We start from the raw sequence: 16,499 nt of genomic DNA, 5'->3' as shown, positions 1-16,499 counted from the left end.
TGTTTATCCATTCCTCAATATCGAGACTAACACTAAAGCGAAGTCGGCATCTCCATGTTCATTCTGTAATCCTCCCTAGATTGCTGGATCGCAAATATAGCGAGCAAGTGATGTTGCTTTTAGTTCTAGCCGATGTGCTCGATGAAGGCTTCTATTGACTCTCTAATTTTACTTTAAGCGCATGATTCATTCGTTCAAAACCGGGCTTGGTTTTGGTCTGTAAATTCTTTAGAAATGGTTTGACTAAAATGCCACTAAACGCTTCACTATGGATCAATTTGGTTTGATTATTGGATATTTGTTCTAATCTAAATTTATGTTCTCCATCAAATATTCCCTTCACCAATAATTTTCCGCGCCAGCTAAATTGTTTATTTTCCTGATTTTCAAGCACAAGCGCTTTAAAAGACATTTTACTTGTCGCATCATTTTGTATAGTGACATTGATCTTGCCACCTTGATGGGTTTCTCCTGAAACATTGATGATAAATGGATTCCAATTTTTATAATCTTCAAAATTTGTGAGGGTTTTCCAAACAGTATCAATGGGTGCATTGATTAAAATTTCTGTGGTTATTTCAAATTTCATATTTGCTCTTTTGACTCGCTTGTATTTTATCCAATATACACTTATTTCAACTTTGAATATCGCTAAAATTAACCTTACTTTGTTAAGAGGTCGGTTATATTAAGTTATTGAATAAAATGATAGTTGTTGGATTTTTCTGCATTGTTCTAAGCTACGTCTTGATATGATTCATTTTTTATACTTAAAAAGCAATCAGCATAAAGAATAAATTCAATATTTTAATCAATAAAAAGTAGCTTCGTTTAAAAACTATAAATTGTTGAGCACCTTATATGATTCTGCTCATAAAAGACTTTTAATTTATTGTGATATATTTCACTGAATTTTTTATTAGTTTGAATCGTGACTTGTTTTTGTGTAAACTAGACAGGTGATTTAGTGGTTTTATAGAGGTAATTATGATGATTTTTTATGATGGAGAGCATATTTTCCCAGAGCGTGCCAACGAATTTAAAAACTTTTTAAAGAAATACTTGATGGAACATCAAGCTGAATATTTATTAGAACAAAAAACATTTGTATACGATAGTGACTGTGACGAGTTTTTAGAGTCAGACATTCAGGAATTTTATAAAATTTGGTTGATGGCTTAATACATAACATCCTATTAAGTGAGTTCCAAAAAACTTAGCTTGTCAGAAAAGTGTAAAGTTTGTTCTTTAGGCTTGGGTTTTTACAATGACATAGCCACATCGTCTATATTTTAAGCATCATATTTTTTAATATGAAAATAATATTGATCTTAGGCCATCCTAAATATATAAATGAAAAGAAATATAATAAATACCTTAATAAATATTGTATATATCTGAAATAGTAAAGATTTAAAATATTTCGTGGTTAATTTCCCTGTAAATTAGAGTTTTATAATAAATATTTGTATTTAAATTATTTTATTCCATATTGTTAATTTTTCGTGTTTTAATTTATCGAAAAACAAGTCATTTATTCACATTTATATTCATACTTTTTTATACAGAATTAAAATTTAATCAGTGCTTTTTATGCCAGATAAAACATTTTAATTGTAGATTAATACTGGCCTAATCCTTTGTTTAAATTAAAAAAAGTTACAAATTATTATCATAAAATAATATTATATTATAATTTCATGATACTTTTTAAACATGAGGGTGCTTTAAAAGCGACTCATATTATCTCCACTTAATAAAAGGCATATATAAATGGCTAAAATTGACTTAACACCTTTAACTGAAATTGATGGGTTCACGGCAACAGCACTTGTTGATAGCACAAGTGGGTTATCATTGGCTTCTTATGGAACGGGAATTGATTTGGAACTTGCGGCTGCTGGAAATACGGAGGTTTTAAAAGCAAAAATGAAAACAGCAGAAGCTTTAAATTTACGTGATACGATTGATGATATTTTAATTACCTTAGGAAAACAGTATCACTTATTAAGACATCTAGATAAGAACAGTAACTTATTTTTATATTTAGTCTTAGATCGCCAAAAATCTAATTTGGCAATGGCACGACATGAACTCAGAATTTTTGAAAAAGAATTAGATTTCTCTTAAGTATCAATGTTTGGCTATTGCATCGCGTTGTTGTAATAGCCTTTTAGGTACTTTTTCGTTTTAAAATAAAAATATTCAATAACATTCACAATAATTTATAGCTGATTTATTGCTAAAATCAGAAAATAAGTAATTTAAATTCAATGGTATATATTGAGAAGTGTGTGTTATGTGATAAAAATTATCATTGAAAAAAATTTAAATGTTATTACAATTTTATTTCTAATAAATTTAAGGGAATAAGCTATGGAAAACAAAACAGCAAGATTAACAATTTTAATTGATCCAAATAAAAAACAAGCTTTTGAGGACTTATGTAATCGTCAGGATTTAAAGCCATCTCAGGTTGTTCGTCAATTGATCCGTGAATATTTAGATAAGCATGATGTTGAATATTCAACTCAATTACCCATAAAAAAAAGCAAATAGAGTACAGCTTTCTCTGTTTATAAATATTTTATCGAGCCGTAAGGTTTGTTTGATCTTTCTAATTTTTTTTAGCGCATAAAAATAATGCTTTAAAACGAAAATTATCATTGCGTGCGCCATATTTTTTTGATGATTAAAATTTTTAAGCAATCATATAGAATAAAATGAGCCACGCCCAAAAGTGGTATAAGCTGTTGAAAAATTTTAGTTGACAGACCTGTATATTTATTTTGCTTTAAAAGATCAGCGCATGTTAACTCCCTTATTTGTTATCAAATTATTTTTAAAAATAAAAATAAAAAACAGGAAAGTTTAAGCTAGGATTAGCTTCATCATGTTCTATAAATTTAGCCACTCATGGTCAAGCAAATCATCCATTATAAAGGTTTAATCTTTTTTGCCATGCTTATTGCATTTGGTCTTGGTATTTTGCTCAGTAAAGCAGAGCTCCCTTTATCACAAAAAGGAAATATTGAGACGGAATGTTTCGGTATACATATTCCTGAAAATTTAAAGTACACGCAGTCTAGACAATATTGTAGGTGTTTTAAAAGCAATTTGAATTACAGCAATAAAAGTAAAATCGAGAAAATGTGTTTAGATAAATAGAGGGAGAAGGGGGCTATCAATACCAATATGATTTACTCAACATGATTGCTTTTTGATTTATGAAAAGACATCTAATACTGCTGATGATATATAAATTTTAATGATGATCAATGCTATAGATGATCTCGTGTGGCAGATTTATAGGTTATTTTTATAAAATAATTTTTACGGGTTCGTTTTTATTTAATGTTATTTAGATTTTTTAAGGTTGATCAATATTAAATTATAGTCAATCAAACTTATCTATTATCTACCAATTAAAAAAATATTCAATTTCAAAATTGCTGTGATATCGTTCAATAATGTTACTGCATCTTGCAGATCAAAGCGCATCTGACTATATTAAAACTACAGTAGGTCGCTAAGACGCTACGAAGTAGTTGGACAGATCAATGACGGCTTGTTGAATTTGTGACTCCAGTTCAAATAAAAAATAAGCACTAGCTTTCCAACATAAAAAGCTCGCAGAAATGCGGGCTTTTCTTTTTCTGATTTTTGAAACGTCATGAAATAATTGAATCAAGCTGTATTTACACAAAGTATTCAAAGTAACTCTATATTTTATAAATAAAAAAAATAGTAATGTAGCTAATTTTTAACATTGCCATAAAATCTAACAACTTTAAGCTAATTTTTAGTTTGGCGCATGCTATAAGAAAACAGTATATAAAAAAGAGGACAGAAAAATGACTGAAATGATTACAGTAAGGGTCAAGGATCAATATAGTAATGAGCTGAATGCGATGGCTTGGTTAAATAAGCTGCAAGAGCATGAAGACACAGATAATTTATCATTGTTCCAAAAAATTGATCATATCGTTGTGGATGGTGAGAAAATCTTACCAAGTATTGAGTTGCTTTTTGAAAGCAAAGAAAGTGACAGTATTTATCGTGTGATTGAACAAGTCAGCTAATTTTTATCATCAATTAAAAAACGTGTTGGGTGAAAAAGCCCAACACGTTTTATTTTTAATCAGTTTAAAAGGCTTTGTGAATATTAAGCAGCTTTAAAATGATCGAGTGTAACGGCAACAAGATGATATAAGGCCAAGCGGTTTTTGTTTGCATGCTCAATTGCATTTTTTTCAATTTTAAACTTATCTTGAAGTGTCCCTCGAGAATAGCTTTCAACCAAAATATGTTGAGATGAAATAGGATCGCTTTTGATACGTAAATCTTTTTGATATTTAATATTGGATACAGCATTTAAACATTGTTCAAACGTTGGATAAAAATTTGAAAGTTCTAAAGCTGTTTGGTTGGTCGATTTTGTAAGGTATTGAGTCATAATTGTCTAATTGTTTTAAATCATTGGCGTGCCCATAATTCTACCGAATGCGTCTAAAACAGACAATGTGATTTTGTAAAGAGATATGAATGTCTGGGAATACGCTTAAGTCGGTTTAAAAATTAATCGGTATTTCTCTCATTTAAAATTGCAAAGTCGGGATAACATTGGCCTTTAAATCATCTCAATATACATAAAACTTTGATTTATTGGCGTTAGCTTATTTGGCTTTAAGATTTTGATATTCGGAAATAAATCAAAAATACCCTTAAATAAAAAGACTTAGAATGACTTTAAAGCACTTCATTTGTCATTCTAAGTGGATAAATTGAAATAAATATTTAGGATCGATTTAAGATGATTGTAGATGTTGGAGTGAATAATTAATTTGTTGCATGGTTTGGTTTAATTCTTGGGGAGAAATTCGACTTTCTTGAAGTGCGGTAATCCACTGCATTTGGCAAAATTTAATATCTCGAATTGATTTTGCCTGCTGTATTTGCATGACCAATTGTTTGGTCATCAAGCCGCAATGCGTCTGTAGCAGGGTAGACATTTTGTGTTTGATGTCATCAAAATTTATATAATTCAGCTCTGGCGTCGTTTCGGCATGCGCTACCAGTGTAGGTGTGACAGTGCTAACGCTTTGCTGGATGGGGTTTGGATCTGCTGATTTTGTATTTTGACTGGCCTGGGTATCGCTAATAATTGTTGGATTTTCAACTGCTTTAGGCGACGGTTTAAAGCCAATTTCAGTTGTCAGATTTGAAGGGGTGCGCTGATTTGATTGTTCAATCTTGGACGATTCTGATGTTATTTTTGACTTAACTTGAGGCGCACCATTCACTTGATTCTGAAAAATTAGACCAAGCTCTTCTAATTGTTGAATAAGTTCTGGTGTTGCAAGCCGTTGCTTTAGTGCACTATTCAAAATTTTAAAATCATCTGTGCCAATAAGAAGCAATAATTGTCTTTGGCGAGCAGTGAGTTGAATTGAGCGGTGTTTTAAAGTCTGAATTCCCAAGTCAGTTTTAAAATAGTGATCCATGAGTCAAATTATTCCCCAATAAATTGACCCTAGAGTAAAGAATGAAAATTACACTAATATGACTTTATTGTTACAAATCATCAGCTTAAAGTGTGACGATGTTTGCATTCTCTAAAGCTTTGCGTAAATAAGGATCAAGTTCATCTTGACGAAGTAACCATTGCACATAGTCTTTGGGTAATTCTGCAATCGCTGTTCCACGATGCTTGCCAAAGTTAATACTGCGTGGGATACGCGCATCTTCTGAGGCTTTATATAATTCTTCAATGCTTTGAATTTTGAGTTGATAAACAATATGCATGAGAATATTTGCAGTTAAAATAATATCGGCATCTGCACGATGCGCACCTTTTAACATTTCACGTGCTTTCTCACTGCCTTTACTGATCATATAAATCAGTGCTGATATATTGTGCGCTTCAGCATCAGGCCAAACAAGACGAGCAAGTGCCAGCGTACAAATGGCTTTGATATGAGCAGTATCTACGCCACATTGTTGGATCGCGCGAATATCATAATCAATATTATGCCCAATGATATACTGGGTGTGCTGAGGAAGTTCAAAGCTGGAAAAATCAGGTTGCCCGACAAGATCAGATTCTAGGATATGGTGAACCGCCATTGAGCCAAAAGAAACTTTTTCATTACCAATACTATAAAGTTGATCGAACATTTGTTCACGATCTAAGCTTAATTTCCCTTCTTGAATTTGAATCGGTGCATAAGCAATTTCAATGGGCAATCCATTGAGTGTATGAGTTTCAGTATCTAGAATAATTGCTTGCATACCTTTGTTCCTCAACAAATAGATAAGAAAGAGCGCCTTATTAAACTAGCTTTTTTAGACGCCAAATACAAATGAAACCCATCTAAAATCCAGATAAGTGCTGGCTTTTGCTTAAATCACACGCAGAATCAGTTTTTTTAGTGTGAATTGTCTTAAAAATACTTAAAATAAGTACTTAAAAATTGATTGAAATTTAAATCATGAAATTCATCATTGATAAGAACCCACTCATTGTTAAAACTGTGAAAAATATATTAAAACCTGAATATTATGAAATTAATTTATGCTGATTGGTCTATAAAAACCACATTAAATTCAGTTGATTAATAAATAAAAAATTGGATTGATGAGATAATTTAATATGTTTTAAAGATTAAATCTCATTTGATAAATTTATATTTATGACTTAATTGTAATAAAGCCTAGCTTAAAGATTGCCAGGTATTATGAAGTAATAACAACATAAACATTAAATTAAGATGAGTGATCTATTGGATCAGCGCTGGCAAACGATGGGTTGACCCTGCTGACGTGATAGAAAAAAGATAAAAAGGAAGAATTATATGAAATTAAAATTACTTTCAGTGTTATTGACTGGATCTACGCTATTTCTAACTGCATGTGGTGGTGATGACGATAAAAGTGATCATTCATCGGCAGGTTCAGATGTAGATGTAAACAATATTCAAAATCCAGTGGTCAATACACCAGTACCCTATAATATTAAAAATGATGTTCTTCCGCCCAATGCGGATGAGAGTGTGGTGATGACTTATAAAATGAAAGGCATCACGGGACAAGAAACTCAGGCAACTGCATTGGTCTTTACCCCTAAAACTGCACCGCCTGCTGGAGGTTGGCCAATTGTGGCTTGGGCACATGGAACGACTGGTGTTGCTGACAAGTGTGCACCGAGTAAAAATAAATTATTTGTGCCTATAGCCGATGTGCATACTCAAAAAATGGTCGATGACTTTGTTAAAGCAGGTTATGTGGTGGTTGCGCCAGATTATGAGGGTATGGGAGAACCGAGCGAGAAGGAGATCCATCCATTTTTAAATTTAAAAAGTGAAGCTTATTCAATTACCGATGCTGTGGTGGCAACCAAAAGTTGGTTAGGCAATAAAGCGTCCAACAAATGGGCGGTTGCTGGGATCTCGCAAGGTGGTCATGCAGCATTAGGTGCGGCACAGTATGCCGCCCGTGCCAATATGGACTATAAGGGTGCAGTTGCAATGGCACCAGCAAATAATCTGGAATTGATCGAAAACCTGTCAGAAATGGCTTTAGCAGATGCGGATGGGTTAATTCAGATCGGCGGTTATGCTGCACTGGATACTTTAACAGCTTATATGGCAGCGGGGATAAAGGCAGTCAATCCAAGCGAGGCTGTATACAGTATTATATTTAAAACACCAACAGATAAAATTGCTGAAAAAGCAGAAAGAGAATGTATTGCAGCAATGGGAACGGCTTTTATATTGCCAATGACTGCTTATAATATTAAGAACGGAAGTCTTAAAGGTTATCCGCGTAAAAAAGAAGGCTATAAGAATGATCCAATCGTAAGACAATTTTTGACTAAAGATTCACAACCGTTACAAACGCTGGTTAAAACCCCAATTATTATTTATCAGGGTGGTAAAGATACTGTTGTATTACCACAAGCAACGGATGCTTTGGTGGCTCAGGCACGTGCTATAACCACCAAAATTGATTATAGAACCAATTCGAGTTGGGATCATACGGGTTCATTTACCGCCAATGTTGATAATGGACAACTGCTAGAGGATATTAAGAGCATGCTTGCCAATTAAATTTTGTGTGTTTCAGTTCGAATAATAGGCTGCTTTTATCAGTCCTTTTTAAAAGCATAGACCAACAATAAATCCCCCTCATCCTAGCCTTCTCCCGTAAAGGGAGAAGGCACCTTCAATACCAATATGATTCATTTAACAGGATCATTTTTTGACTTTTAAATCCTCTGCTTTGCAAAGTGAATACTGCTTATTTTTTTAGAGAAAGGCGTTTTCTATGGCTAATCTGAATTGAGTCTGGTAAAAGTGACATTTTTCTGGTTTAGGCTTTGAGGAAAGGGAATGCTTTATTACCGGAATATCCAATCAAAAGAGGTTATGGTTTTGAATTTAATTGTATTTGGTCTCAATTTTTTTATGTATTTCCCTTGATAAATCTAAAGATTAACCAACTTGAATTGCTTGAAATTTAAACATGTTTTGTAACTATTGTTAAGATTTTTTTAAATTTAAACAATCAAAAGTATCTATTCTTACCGTCATAATTCACAATATTTACATAAAATGTGAATTGTAAATAAATTCTTTATAAATAAAAAAGTGAGTATAAGGCTATATGAATACGACAGTATTTTCGTGAATTTATAAGCAATTACTTAATTTTTTTAAATATTTTAAAATACTTAAAGGTCAAATGTAACTTGCTAAATTTTTATTTATGGCTAAATTATAATAAAGCTGAGCTTAAATATTGTGCAGTAGTGACGTAATTTAAAAAGTCATCAAGCAAAAGATCAGCGATCAAGGGGATCGTGTTAACAAATGATTTGTTAGCAATAAAGTGATAGAAAAAATGATAAACAAGGATGAATCATATGAAATTAAATTTACTCACCGTAATGTTGCTGGGATCTGGTCTATTTCTCACTGCCTGTGGCGGTAGTGATAACAAGGGGGATAATTCGACCACAAGTACAAATGTCAATGCAGATGTTAACAACATTCAAAACCCAGTGGTAAATACACCAGTGCCATATGTCCTTGAAGATTATGATAAGGAATATTATACCGTACCGAATGCAGAAGAAGGTGTGGTAATGACTTATAAAATGCAAGGTATCAAAGGGCAGGAAACTCAAGCTACCGCATTGGTCTTTACCCCTAAAACAGAACCACCCGCTGGAGGGTGGCCAATTGTGGCTTGGGCACATGGTAGTGTGGGGGTAGGAGACGATTGTGCGCCAAGTAGAAATCCAATTGTGAGAGGGGGCTTACTCCCAGATGTGCATACTCAAAAAATGATCGATAGCTTTGTTCAAGCAGGCTATGTTGTGGTTGCTCCCGATTATGAAGGGTTGGGTGAACCGAGTGGAACGGAAATCCATCCGTTTTTACATTTAAAAAGTGCAGCCTATTCAATTACCGATGCGGTGGTGGCAACCAAAAGTTGGTTAGGCAATAAGGCATCCAACAAATGGACAGTTGTTGGTGTCTCACAAGGTGGGCATGCGGCCTTAGGCGCGGCACAATATGCAGCCCGTGCCAATATGGACTATAAAGGCGCAGTTGCATTGGCACCCGCAAATAATCTGGAAATGATTGAAAGCTTATCAGATATGGCGGTGGCAAATAATAAGGATGTACAAGCTCAAATAAATAGCTATATGATACTAGATACCTTAACGGCCTATATGGCAGCTGGGATGAAAAGTGCTTATCCGACTGAGCCTGTCTATAGTATCGTATTTAAATCACCGACGGATAAAATTGCTGAGAAAGCTGAAGGTGGAAATCAATGTCTTATATTGATGGCTCTTAATTTTAGGGGACCAATGAGAACTTATGCTAGGAATAATGAAGGAAGTCTAGTTGGCTATCCTCGTAAAAATGAGGGGTATACCCAGCATCCGATTGTAAGGCAATTTCTGGATAAAGACCTACCACCACTGCAAACGCTTATTAAGACACCAATTATTATTTATCAGGGAGACAAAGACCTGATTGTATTACCGCGGGCAACAAATGCGATGGTGGCACAGGCACGTGCTCTAACCACTAAAATTGATTATAGAACCCATCCTGATTGGGATCACCTCACCGTATTCAGTGCCAATGTTGAAAATGGACAGTTGTTAGAAGATGTTAAAAACCTGTTAGCTAAGTAATTTTTGAGTGTGATTTAGTTCTAACAACAGACTTCTTTTATCAGTCATTTTTTAAACGATTGATCAACAATAAATCTCCTTATCCTAGCCTTCTCTCTTTCAGAGAGAAGGCACTTTCAATACCAATATGATTCATTTAACAGGATCATTTTTTGATTTTTAAATTCTCTGCTTTGCAAAGTGAATATTGCTTATCTTTTTTAAAGCAAGGCATTTTCTATGGTTAATCTGAATTGAGTCTCGTTAAAGTGGCATTTTTCTGGTTTAGAGTTTGAGGGAGGAGCTTTAATGCAGAAATATCAAATTGAGATAGGTTATGGTTTTGAATTTAATTGTATTTAGTCGCAGTTTCTATATGTTTATCTCAGATAAATCTAAGGATTAATCATCTTAAATTAGTTGAAATTTAAATATGTTTTATGGATATTGTTAAGATTTTTTTAAATTAAAACAATCAAAAATATATTTTCTTAACGTTATAATTTGCAAAATTTAGATAATGTGTGAAATATAATACACTTGCATATAAATGTAAAAGCAAGTGTAAGGTTGTAAAAATATAGCATTATTCTAGTGAATATGGTGCTAATTACCTAATTTTTTTAAATATTTCAGAATGCTTGAAGATCAAATTTCACTTGCCATATTTTTATTTATGGCTAAATTATAGTAAAGCTGAGCTTAAATATTGTGTAGTTGTGACGTAATTTAAAAAGTCATCAAGCAAAAGATCAGCGATCTAAGGGGATCGTGCTAACACATGATTTGTTAGCAATAAAGTAATAGAAAAAATGATAAACAAGGATGAATCATATGAAATTAAATTTACTCACCATAATGTTGCTTGGATCTGGTCTATTTCTCACTGCCTGTGGTGGTAGTGATAACAAGGGGGGCAATTCATCTACAAGTACAAATGTCAATGCAGATGTCAACAACATTCAAAATCCAGTGGTCAATACACCAGTAGCATATAAGTTTACACAAGACTACCCACCAAATGCAGCAGAAAGTGTGGTGATGACTTATAAAATGCAAGGTATCAAAGGGCAAGAAACTCAAGCAACTGCATTGGTCTTTACCCCTAAAACAGAACCACCCGCTGGAGGTTGGCCGATTGTGGCTTGGGCACATGGTACGGTGGGAGTAGGAGACGATTGTGCGCCAAGTAGAAACCGATTAATCGTGGAGGGTCTCCTCCCGGATGTACATACTCAGAAAATGATTGATAGTTTTGTTCAAGCAGGCTATGTGGTGGTTGCACCCGATTATGAAGGGCTGGGTGAGCCGAGTGGGAGAGAGCTACATCCCTTTTTAAATTTAAAAAGTGAAGCCTATTCGATTACCGATGCGGTGGTAGCAACCAAAAGCTGGTTAGGCAATAAGGCATCGAATAAATGGGCAGTTGTTGGTGCCTCGCAAGGTGGTCATGCAGCATTAGGTGCAGCGCAGTATGCAGCCCGTGCCAATATGGACTATAAAGGTGTTGTCGCTTTTGCTCCCGCAAATAATCTGGAAATGATTGAAAGCTTATCAGATATGGCTGTGGCACAGAGGGGGCTGTTTAATCAAATTTTAAGTTATTCTGTACTAGATACTTTAACTGCCTACATGGCGGCAGGGATGAAAAGTGTTTATCCGACTGAGCCTGTCTATAGTATCGTATTTAAATCACCGACGGACAAAGTTGCTGAGAAAGCGGAATCAGAATGTATTCTGGACATGGCTAATAGTATGTCGAACTCAATGTTTACATATTTGGGTAAAAACGAGAATTTAGAGAATTATCCACGAAAAAACAAAGGTTATACCCAGCATCCGATTGTAAGGCAATTTTTGGATAAAGACCTACCACCACTACAAACTGTGGTTAAAACCCCAATTATTATTTATCAGGGAGACAAAGATGTGATTGTATTACCACGGGCAACAGATGCTTTGGTGGCGCAGGCACGTGCTTTAACCACCAAAATTGATTATAGAAAAGGTCCTGATTGGGATCACCTCACTGTATTCAAGGATAATGTTGAAAACGGGCAATTGCTAGTGGATATTAAGACCTTGCTTGCTAATTAATTTTTGTGTGGGTTTTGCTTCTAACAATAGACTTCTTTTATCAGTCCATTTTAAAACGATTGATCAACAATAAATCCCCTCATCCTAACCTTCTCCCTGAAAGGGAGAAGGTACTTTCAATAGCGATATGATTCATTTAATAGGATCATTTTTTTATTTTTAAATTGATTGAAAATTAAATAATAAAAATAAATTCGGATTTAGCTCAGAACTATAGATAGGTAAATAGGCTAACCTGACTTGATATTTACTTGCGAGCGCTTCTACTTTATGTGACCAGCCTATTTTTTAAAGCATACAAAATATTTGGATAAGAGATAGCATAGCCAAAATTCTGCTCAAAAAGTGGCTCAAGGTCTTTCGCTTGAATAAAGGGCATCGTTTCTACAAAGCATTTTAAATGCTTGCACGTCTTTAAATTTATAAGGTCGATCTGCTTTTCAGAATACGGTCGCTTGGTATTTTTTTGAGATTTTCAAGTTGAATTCAATCATTTCGGGTCGTTCTTACGATGTTAAAGATGGCACAAGTTTTAGACTTATTCTGGCCTTTTTTATAGTCTAGCAAGCTTTTTACTCTTAGCTATATATTATTAAAATTTTTGAATAAATTAGTTCTTTTGGACGATTTAAGTTTATTCAATTTTGTTATCAAATATTCATTCAAAATACTAAAAAATATTATATGCAAGGATGAAATAAATGAAATTAAACTTACTCTCAATCATGTTGATTGGATCAGGTCTATTGCTGAGTGCCTGTAATGGTAGTGATGATAAGAGCGATAATCCATCTACAAGTTCAAATGTAAATACAGATATAAACAAGATTCAAAACCCAGTGGTGAACACACCATTACCCTATAAGTTTACAGAAGATTATCCGCCAAATGCCGCAGAGAGTGTGGTGATGACCTATAAAATGCAAGGTATCAAAGGGCAAGAAACTCAAGCAACCGCATTGGTATTTACCCCAAAAACTGTACCACCCGCTGAAGGTTGGCCGATTGTAGCTTGGGCACATGGTGCTGTAGGTGTTGCCGACAATTGTGCACCCAGTAGAAATCGATTAATCGTGGGAGGGTTTCTTCCAGATGTACATACTCAGAAAATGATCGATAGTTTTGTTCAATCAGGCTATGTGGTGGTCGCACCCGATTATGAAGGTTTAGGTGAACCAAGTGGTCAAGAAATACATCCATTTTTGCATGTAAAAAGTGAAGCCTATTCGATTACCGATGCGGTGGTAGCAACCAAAAGCTGGTTAGGTAATAAAACATCGAATAAATGGGCAGTTGTTGGAGCCTCGCAAGGTGGTCATGCAGCATTAGGTGCGGCACAGTATGCAGCACGTGCCAATATGGACTATAAGGGTGTAGTCGCAATGGCACCCGCAAATAATCTGGAAATGATTGAAAGCTTGTCAGATATGGCTTTGGCAGATAGGGCTGTGTTTGGTCAAATTTCAGGCTATGCGGCACTTGATACATTATTGGCTTTTATGGCGGCAGGTATGAAAAGTATTTATCCAACTGAACCCGTATACAGTACGGTATTTAAGTCACCAACAGATAAAGTTGCTGAAAAAGCAGAATCACAATGTCTGATAGACATGGTTAATAACTTTACCACGCCGATGGTTAATTACTTTTTACCGAAGGGGAATTTAACGGATTATCCACGTAAAAATCAGGGGTATACCCAGCATCCGATTGTAAGGCAGTTTTTAGATAAAGATTCGCAACCGCTACAAACTGTGGTTAAAACCCCGATTATTATTTATCAGGGCGACAAAGACCTGATCGTATTACCACGGGCAACAGATGCTTTGGTAGCACAGGCGCGCGCTTTGACCACCAAAATTGATTATAGAAAAGGTCCTGATTGGGATCACGTCACTGTATTCAAGGATAATGTTGAAAACGGGCAATTGCTAGTAGATATTAAAACGCTGCTTGCCAATTAATTGTGAGTGTGTTTTGGTTCTAACAATAGACTTCTTTTATCAGTTCTTTTTAAAAGCATAGATCAACAATAAATCCTCTCATCCTAACCTTCTCCCTGAAAGGGAGAAGCGGCTTTCAATACCGATATGATTTGTTTAGCAAAAGCATTTTTTATTTTTAAATTGATTGAAAATTAAATAATAAAAATAAATTCGGATTTAGATCAGGATTATAGGTAGGTAAATAGGCCAAGCTGACTTGATTTTTACTTGCGAGCGCTTTTACTTTATGTACCAGCCTAATTTTTTAAAGCATACAAGATATTTGGATAAGAGGCGGAATAGCCAAAATTCTGCTCAAAAAGTGACACAAGATCTTTAGCTTGAATAAAGGGCGTCGTTTCTACAAAGCATTTTAAATGCTTGCACGTTTTTAAATTTATAAGCTCGATCTGCTTTTTCAGAATACGGTCGCTTGGTATTTTCTTTGAGATTTTTAAGTTGAATTCAATCAATTCGGGTGTTTCTTGCGATGTTAAAGAAGGCACAAGTTTTAGATTTATTCTGGCCTTTTTATAGGGTCTGTTGGCAGAGATTATTAGAATAGGGGATAGGTACGAAAAGTTTCTGTGCATTTTTACTGTGTAGCAAAACTATTACTCTTAGCTATATATTATTATTAAAATTTTTGAATAAATTAGTTCTTTTGGACGATTTAAGTTCATTCAATTTTGTTATCAAATATTCATTCAAAATACTAAAAATTATTATATGCAAGGATGAATCAAATGAAATTAAATTTACTCTCAATCATGTTGGTTGGATCTGGTCTATTACTAAGTGCCTGTGGTGGCAATGGAAACAGTAATAATTCATCCACTGGTTCAAATGATGAAAAACCTATTGTAGAAAAGCCTGGTGAAGTCATCCCACCTGGTGAAGAAAAGCCTGGTGAAGAAAAACCGGGTGAAGAAAAACCGGGTGAAGAAAAACCGGGTGAAGAAAAGCCTGGTGAAGAAAAGCCTGGTGAAGAAAAACCGGGTGAAGAAAAACCTGGTGAAGAAAAACCGGGTGAAGAAAAACCACCTGAAGAAAAGCCAAATGTAGATGTCAACAACATTGAAAATCCAGTGGTGGGTACACCAAGCGCATATCAGAGTGCAGCAGAAAATCCACCAAATGCAGCAGACAGTGTGGTGATGACTTATAAAATGAAAGGCATCAAAGGAACAGAAACTCAGGCAACCGCATTGGTCTTTACCCCTAAAACTGCACCGCCAGCTGGCGGCTGGTCAATCGTGGCTTGGGGACATGGTACAACAGGTGTTATTGACCAATGTGCACCGAGTCGAATGAAATTAATCACCACTACCATTCTAGGCGAAGATCGATCTACTCATGATATGATCGATAGCTTTGTTAAAGAAGGTTATGTGGTAGTTGCTCCCGATTATGAAGGTTTGGGTGAGCCAGGTGGTCAGGAAATGCATCCGTTTTTGCATTTAAAGAGTGCAGCCAATTCAATTACCGATGCGGTGGTGGCAACTAAAAGCTGGTTAGGCAATAAAGTATCCAATAAATGGGTTGTTGCTGGAGCCTCGCAAGGGGGGCATGCCGCATTGGGTGCAGCAGAATATGCGGCGCGTGCCAATATGGACTATAAGGGTGCTATTGCTTTGGCGCCAGCAAATAATTTAGAAATGCTTGAAGACATAACAGAAAAGGATTTGGCGGGCAAGACTAGAAATCAGCAAATGCTCGGATATCCAGTGCTAGATGCCTTAACTTCCTTTATGGCTGCGGGGATGAAAAGTCTTTATCCAAACGAGCCTGTTTATACTAACTTATTCAACACACCGTATGATACCCCAGCTGCACGGGCAGAAGAACGTTGTCTTGCAGGGGTAGTGTTGGCTTTTACTGACCGGACAAATAGGACTGAAAGGCCATTAGGAGCTCCTATAGTCAACTTTATACGGCGTAAAAAAGCGGAATATAAAGATAATCCGATTGTAAGGCAATTTTTAGATAAGGATTCACAACCACTACAAACGCAAGTAAAAACCCCGATTATTATTTATCAAGGGGGGGCGGATACGATCGTATACCAACAGGCAACTGATGCTTTGGTGGCACAAGCCCGTGCTTTAAACACCAAAATTGATTACCGAACTGATCCGACTTGGAGGCACGTCACTATACATGCGACCCATGTTCAAAATGGAAACTTGTTAAAAGATATAAAAGCCTTACTTGCTGATTAATCT

At 35.2% G+C, this 16,499-nt stretch carries 13 protein-coding genes; 9 read left to right on the top strand and 4 right to left on the bottom strand.

From position 1 onward, the window contains the following. Positions 1-151: 151 nt before the first annotated feature. Positions 152-589 carry an SRPBCC domain-containing protein gene (locus L3V46_RS14695; protein ID WP_239046103.1) on the bottom strand — a complete coding sequence of 146 codons (438 nt, stop codon included), beginning with the start codon at positions 587-589 and terminating at the stop codon, positions 152-154. A gap of 398 nt (positions 590-987) precedes the next feature. Between L3V46_RS14695 and L3V46_RS14690 the strand changes: the two genes are divergently transcribed. The 4 genes from L3V46_RS14690 to L3V46_RS14675 all read left to right on the top strand — a co-directional run bounded on the left by L3V46_RS14690 (position 988) and on the right by L3V46_RS14675 (position 4,082). Next, the gene (locus L3V46_RS14690; protein ID WP_004721972.1) at positions 988-1,182 is read left to right on the top strand and encodes a hypothetical protein; all 195 of its coding nucleotides are present in this window, start codon (positions 988-990) and stop codon (positions 1,180-1,182) included. Between the two features lie 591 nt (positions 1,183-1,773). Continuing rightward, entirely contained in the window at positions 1,774-2,130 is a 357-nt protein-coding gene (locus L3V46_RS14685) for a roadblock/LC7 domain-containing protein (RefSeq protein ID WP_239046102.1), read from the top strand. A 246-nt stretch (positions 2,131-2,376) separates the two neighbouring features. Next, a complete protein-coding gene (locus L3V46_RS14680; RefSeq protein WP_034618273.1) occupies positions 2,377-2,559 on the top strand; it encodes a CopG family transcriptional regulator in 183 nt (60 codons plus the stop codon). A gap of 1,295 nt (positions 2,560-3,854) precedes the next feature. Continuing rightward, positions 3,855-4,082, top strand: coding sequence for a hypothetical protein (locus L3V46_RS14675; RefSeq protein WP_004721965.1), 228 nt, complete (start codon positions 3,855-3,857; stop codon positions 4,080-4,082). 83 nt (positions 4,083-4,165) lie between these two features. Here the strand turns inward: L3V46_RS14675 and L3V46_RS14670 are convergent, their stop codons facing one another. The 3 genes from L3V46_RS14670 to L3V46_RS14660 all read right to left on the bottom strand — a co-directional run bounded on the left by L3V46_RS14670 (position 4,166) and on the right by L3V46_RS14660 (position 6,291). Continuing rightward, positions 4,166-4,456, bottom strand: coding sequence for a hypothetical protein (locus L3V46_RS14670; protein ID WP_004721964.1), 291 nt, complete (start codon positions 4,454-4,456; stop codon positions 4,166-4,168). A gap of 352 nt (positions 4,457-4,808) precedes the next feature. Beyond that, entirely contained in the window at positions 4,809-5,504 is a 696-nt protein-coding gene (locus L3V46_RS14665; protein WP_239046101.1) for a hypothetical protein, read from the bottom strand. An 85-nt stretch (positions 5,505-5,589) separates the two neighbouring features. Further along, positions 5,590-6,291 (bottom strand): DUF3820 family protein, encoded by a 702-nt coding sequence (locus tag L3V46_RS14660; protein WP_239046100.1) that lies wholly within the window; start codon positions 6,289-6,291, stop codon positions 5,590-5,592. 563 nt (positions 6,292-6,854) lie between these two features. Between L3V46_RS14660 and L3V46_RS14655 the strand changes: the two genes are divergently transcribed. The 5 genes from L3V46_RS14655 (at position 6,855) to L3V46_RS14635 (ending at position 16,496) form a co-directional block, all read left to right on the top strand. Beyond that, a complete protein-coding gene (locus tag L3V46_RS14655) occupies positions 6,855-8,108 on the top strand; it encodes an alpha/beta hydrolase (RefSeq protein WP_239046099.1) in 1,254 nt (417 codons plus the stop codon). 815 nt (positions 8,109-8,923) lie between these two features. Continuing rightward, positions 8,924-10,213 (top strand): alpha/beta fold hydrolase, encoded by a 1,290-nt coding sequence (locus tag L3V46_RS14650; RefSeq protein WP_239046098.1) that lies wholly within the window; start codon positions 8,924-8,926, stop codon positions 10,211-10,213. A gap of 813 nt (positions 10,214-11,026) precedes the next feature. Further along, positions 11,027-12,289: an alpha/beta hydrolase gene (locus tag L3V46_RS14645; RefSeq protein WP_239046097.1), complete on the top strand. Its 1,263-nt coding sequence runs from the start codon at positions 11,027-11,029 to the stop codon at positions 12,287-12,289. Positions 12,290-12,990: 701 nt separating this feature from the next. Beyond that, positions 12,991-14,253, top strand: a complete 1,263-nt coding sequence (locus tag L3V46_RS14640; protein ID WP_239046096.1) for an alpha/beta hydrolase — start codon at positions 12,991-12,993, stop codon at positions 14,251-14,253. A 767-nt stretch (positions 14,254-15,020) separates the two neighbouring features. Continuing rightward, a complete protein-coding gene (locus tag L3V46_RS14635; RefSeq protein ID WP_239046095.1) occupies positions 15,021-16,496 on the top strand; it encodes an alpha/beta hydrolase in 1,476 nt (491 codons plus the stop codon). Positions 16,497-16,499 lie beyond the last annotated feature (3 nt).

It is taken from the genome of Acinetobacter sp. AG3, from assembly GCF_022343575.1.
GTDB lineage: Bacteria > Pseudomonadota > Gammaproteobacteria > Pseudomonadales > Moraxellaceae > Acinetobacter > Acinetobacter guillouiae.
The sequence above is the reverse complement of the archived record's forward strand: the minus strand, read 5'-3'. Positions and strand labels throughout refer to the sequence as shown.

Excerpts from the sequence above, each read along its gene's own strand:
- L3V46_RS14690 (WP_004721972.1), top strand. The coding sequence starts at position 988 with ATGATGATTTTTTATGATGGAGAGCATATTTTCCCAGAGCGTGCCAAC.
- L3V46_RS14645 (WP_239046097.1), top strand. The coding sequence starts at position 11,027 with ATGAAATTAAATTTACTCACCATAATGTTGCTTGGATCTGGTCTATTT.
- L3V46_RS14670 (WP_004721964.1), bottom strand. The coding sequence starts at position 4,456 with ATGACTCAATACCTTACAAAATCGACCAACCAAACAGCTTTAGAACTT.
- L3V46_RS14640 (WP_239046096.1), top strand. The coding sequence starts at position 12,991 with ATGAAATTAAACTTACTCTCAATCATGTTGATTGGATCAGGTCTATTG.
- L3V46_RS14675 (WP_004721965.1), top strand. The coding sequence starts at position 3,855 with ATGACTGAAATGATTACAGTAAGGGTCAAGGATCAATATAGTAATGAG.
- L3V46_RS14650 (WP_239046098.1), top strand. The coding sequence starts at position 8,924 with ATGAAATTAAATTTACTCACCGTAATGTTGCTGGGATCTGGTCTATTT.
- L3V46_RS14680 (WP_034618273.1), top strand. The coding sequence starts at position 2,377 with ATGGAAAACAAAACAGCAAGATTAACAATTTTAATTGATCCAAATAAA.
- L3V46_RS14660 (WP_239046100.1), bottom strand. The coding sequence starts at position 6,291 with ATGCAAGCAATTATTCTAGATACTGAAACTCATACACTCAATGGATTG.
- L3V46_RS14635 (WP_239046095.1), top strand. The coding sequence starts at position 15,021 with ATGAAATTAAATTTACTCTCAATCATGTTGGTTGGATCTGGTCTATTA.
- L3V46_RS14655 (WP_239046099.1), top strand. The coding sequence starts at position 6,855 with ATGAAATTAAAATTACTTTCAGTGTTATTGACTGGATCTACGCTATTT.
- L3V46_RS14665 (WP_239046101.1), bottom strand. The coding sequence starts at position 5,504 with ATGGATCACTATTTTAAAACTGACTTGGGAATTCAGACTTTAAAACAC.
- L3V46_RS14685 (WP_239046102.1), top strand. The coding sequence starts at position 1,774 with ATGGCTAAAATTGACTTAACACCTTTAACTGAAATTGATGGGTTCACG.
- L3V46_RS14695 (WP_239046103.1), bottom strand. The coding sequence starts at position 589 with ATGAAATTTGAAATAACCACAGAAATTTTAATCAATGCACCCATTGAT.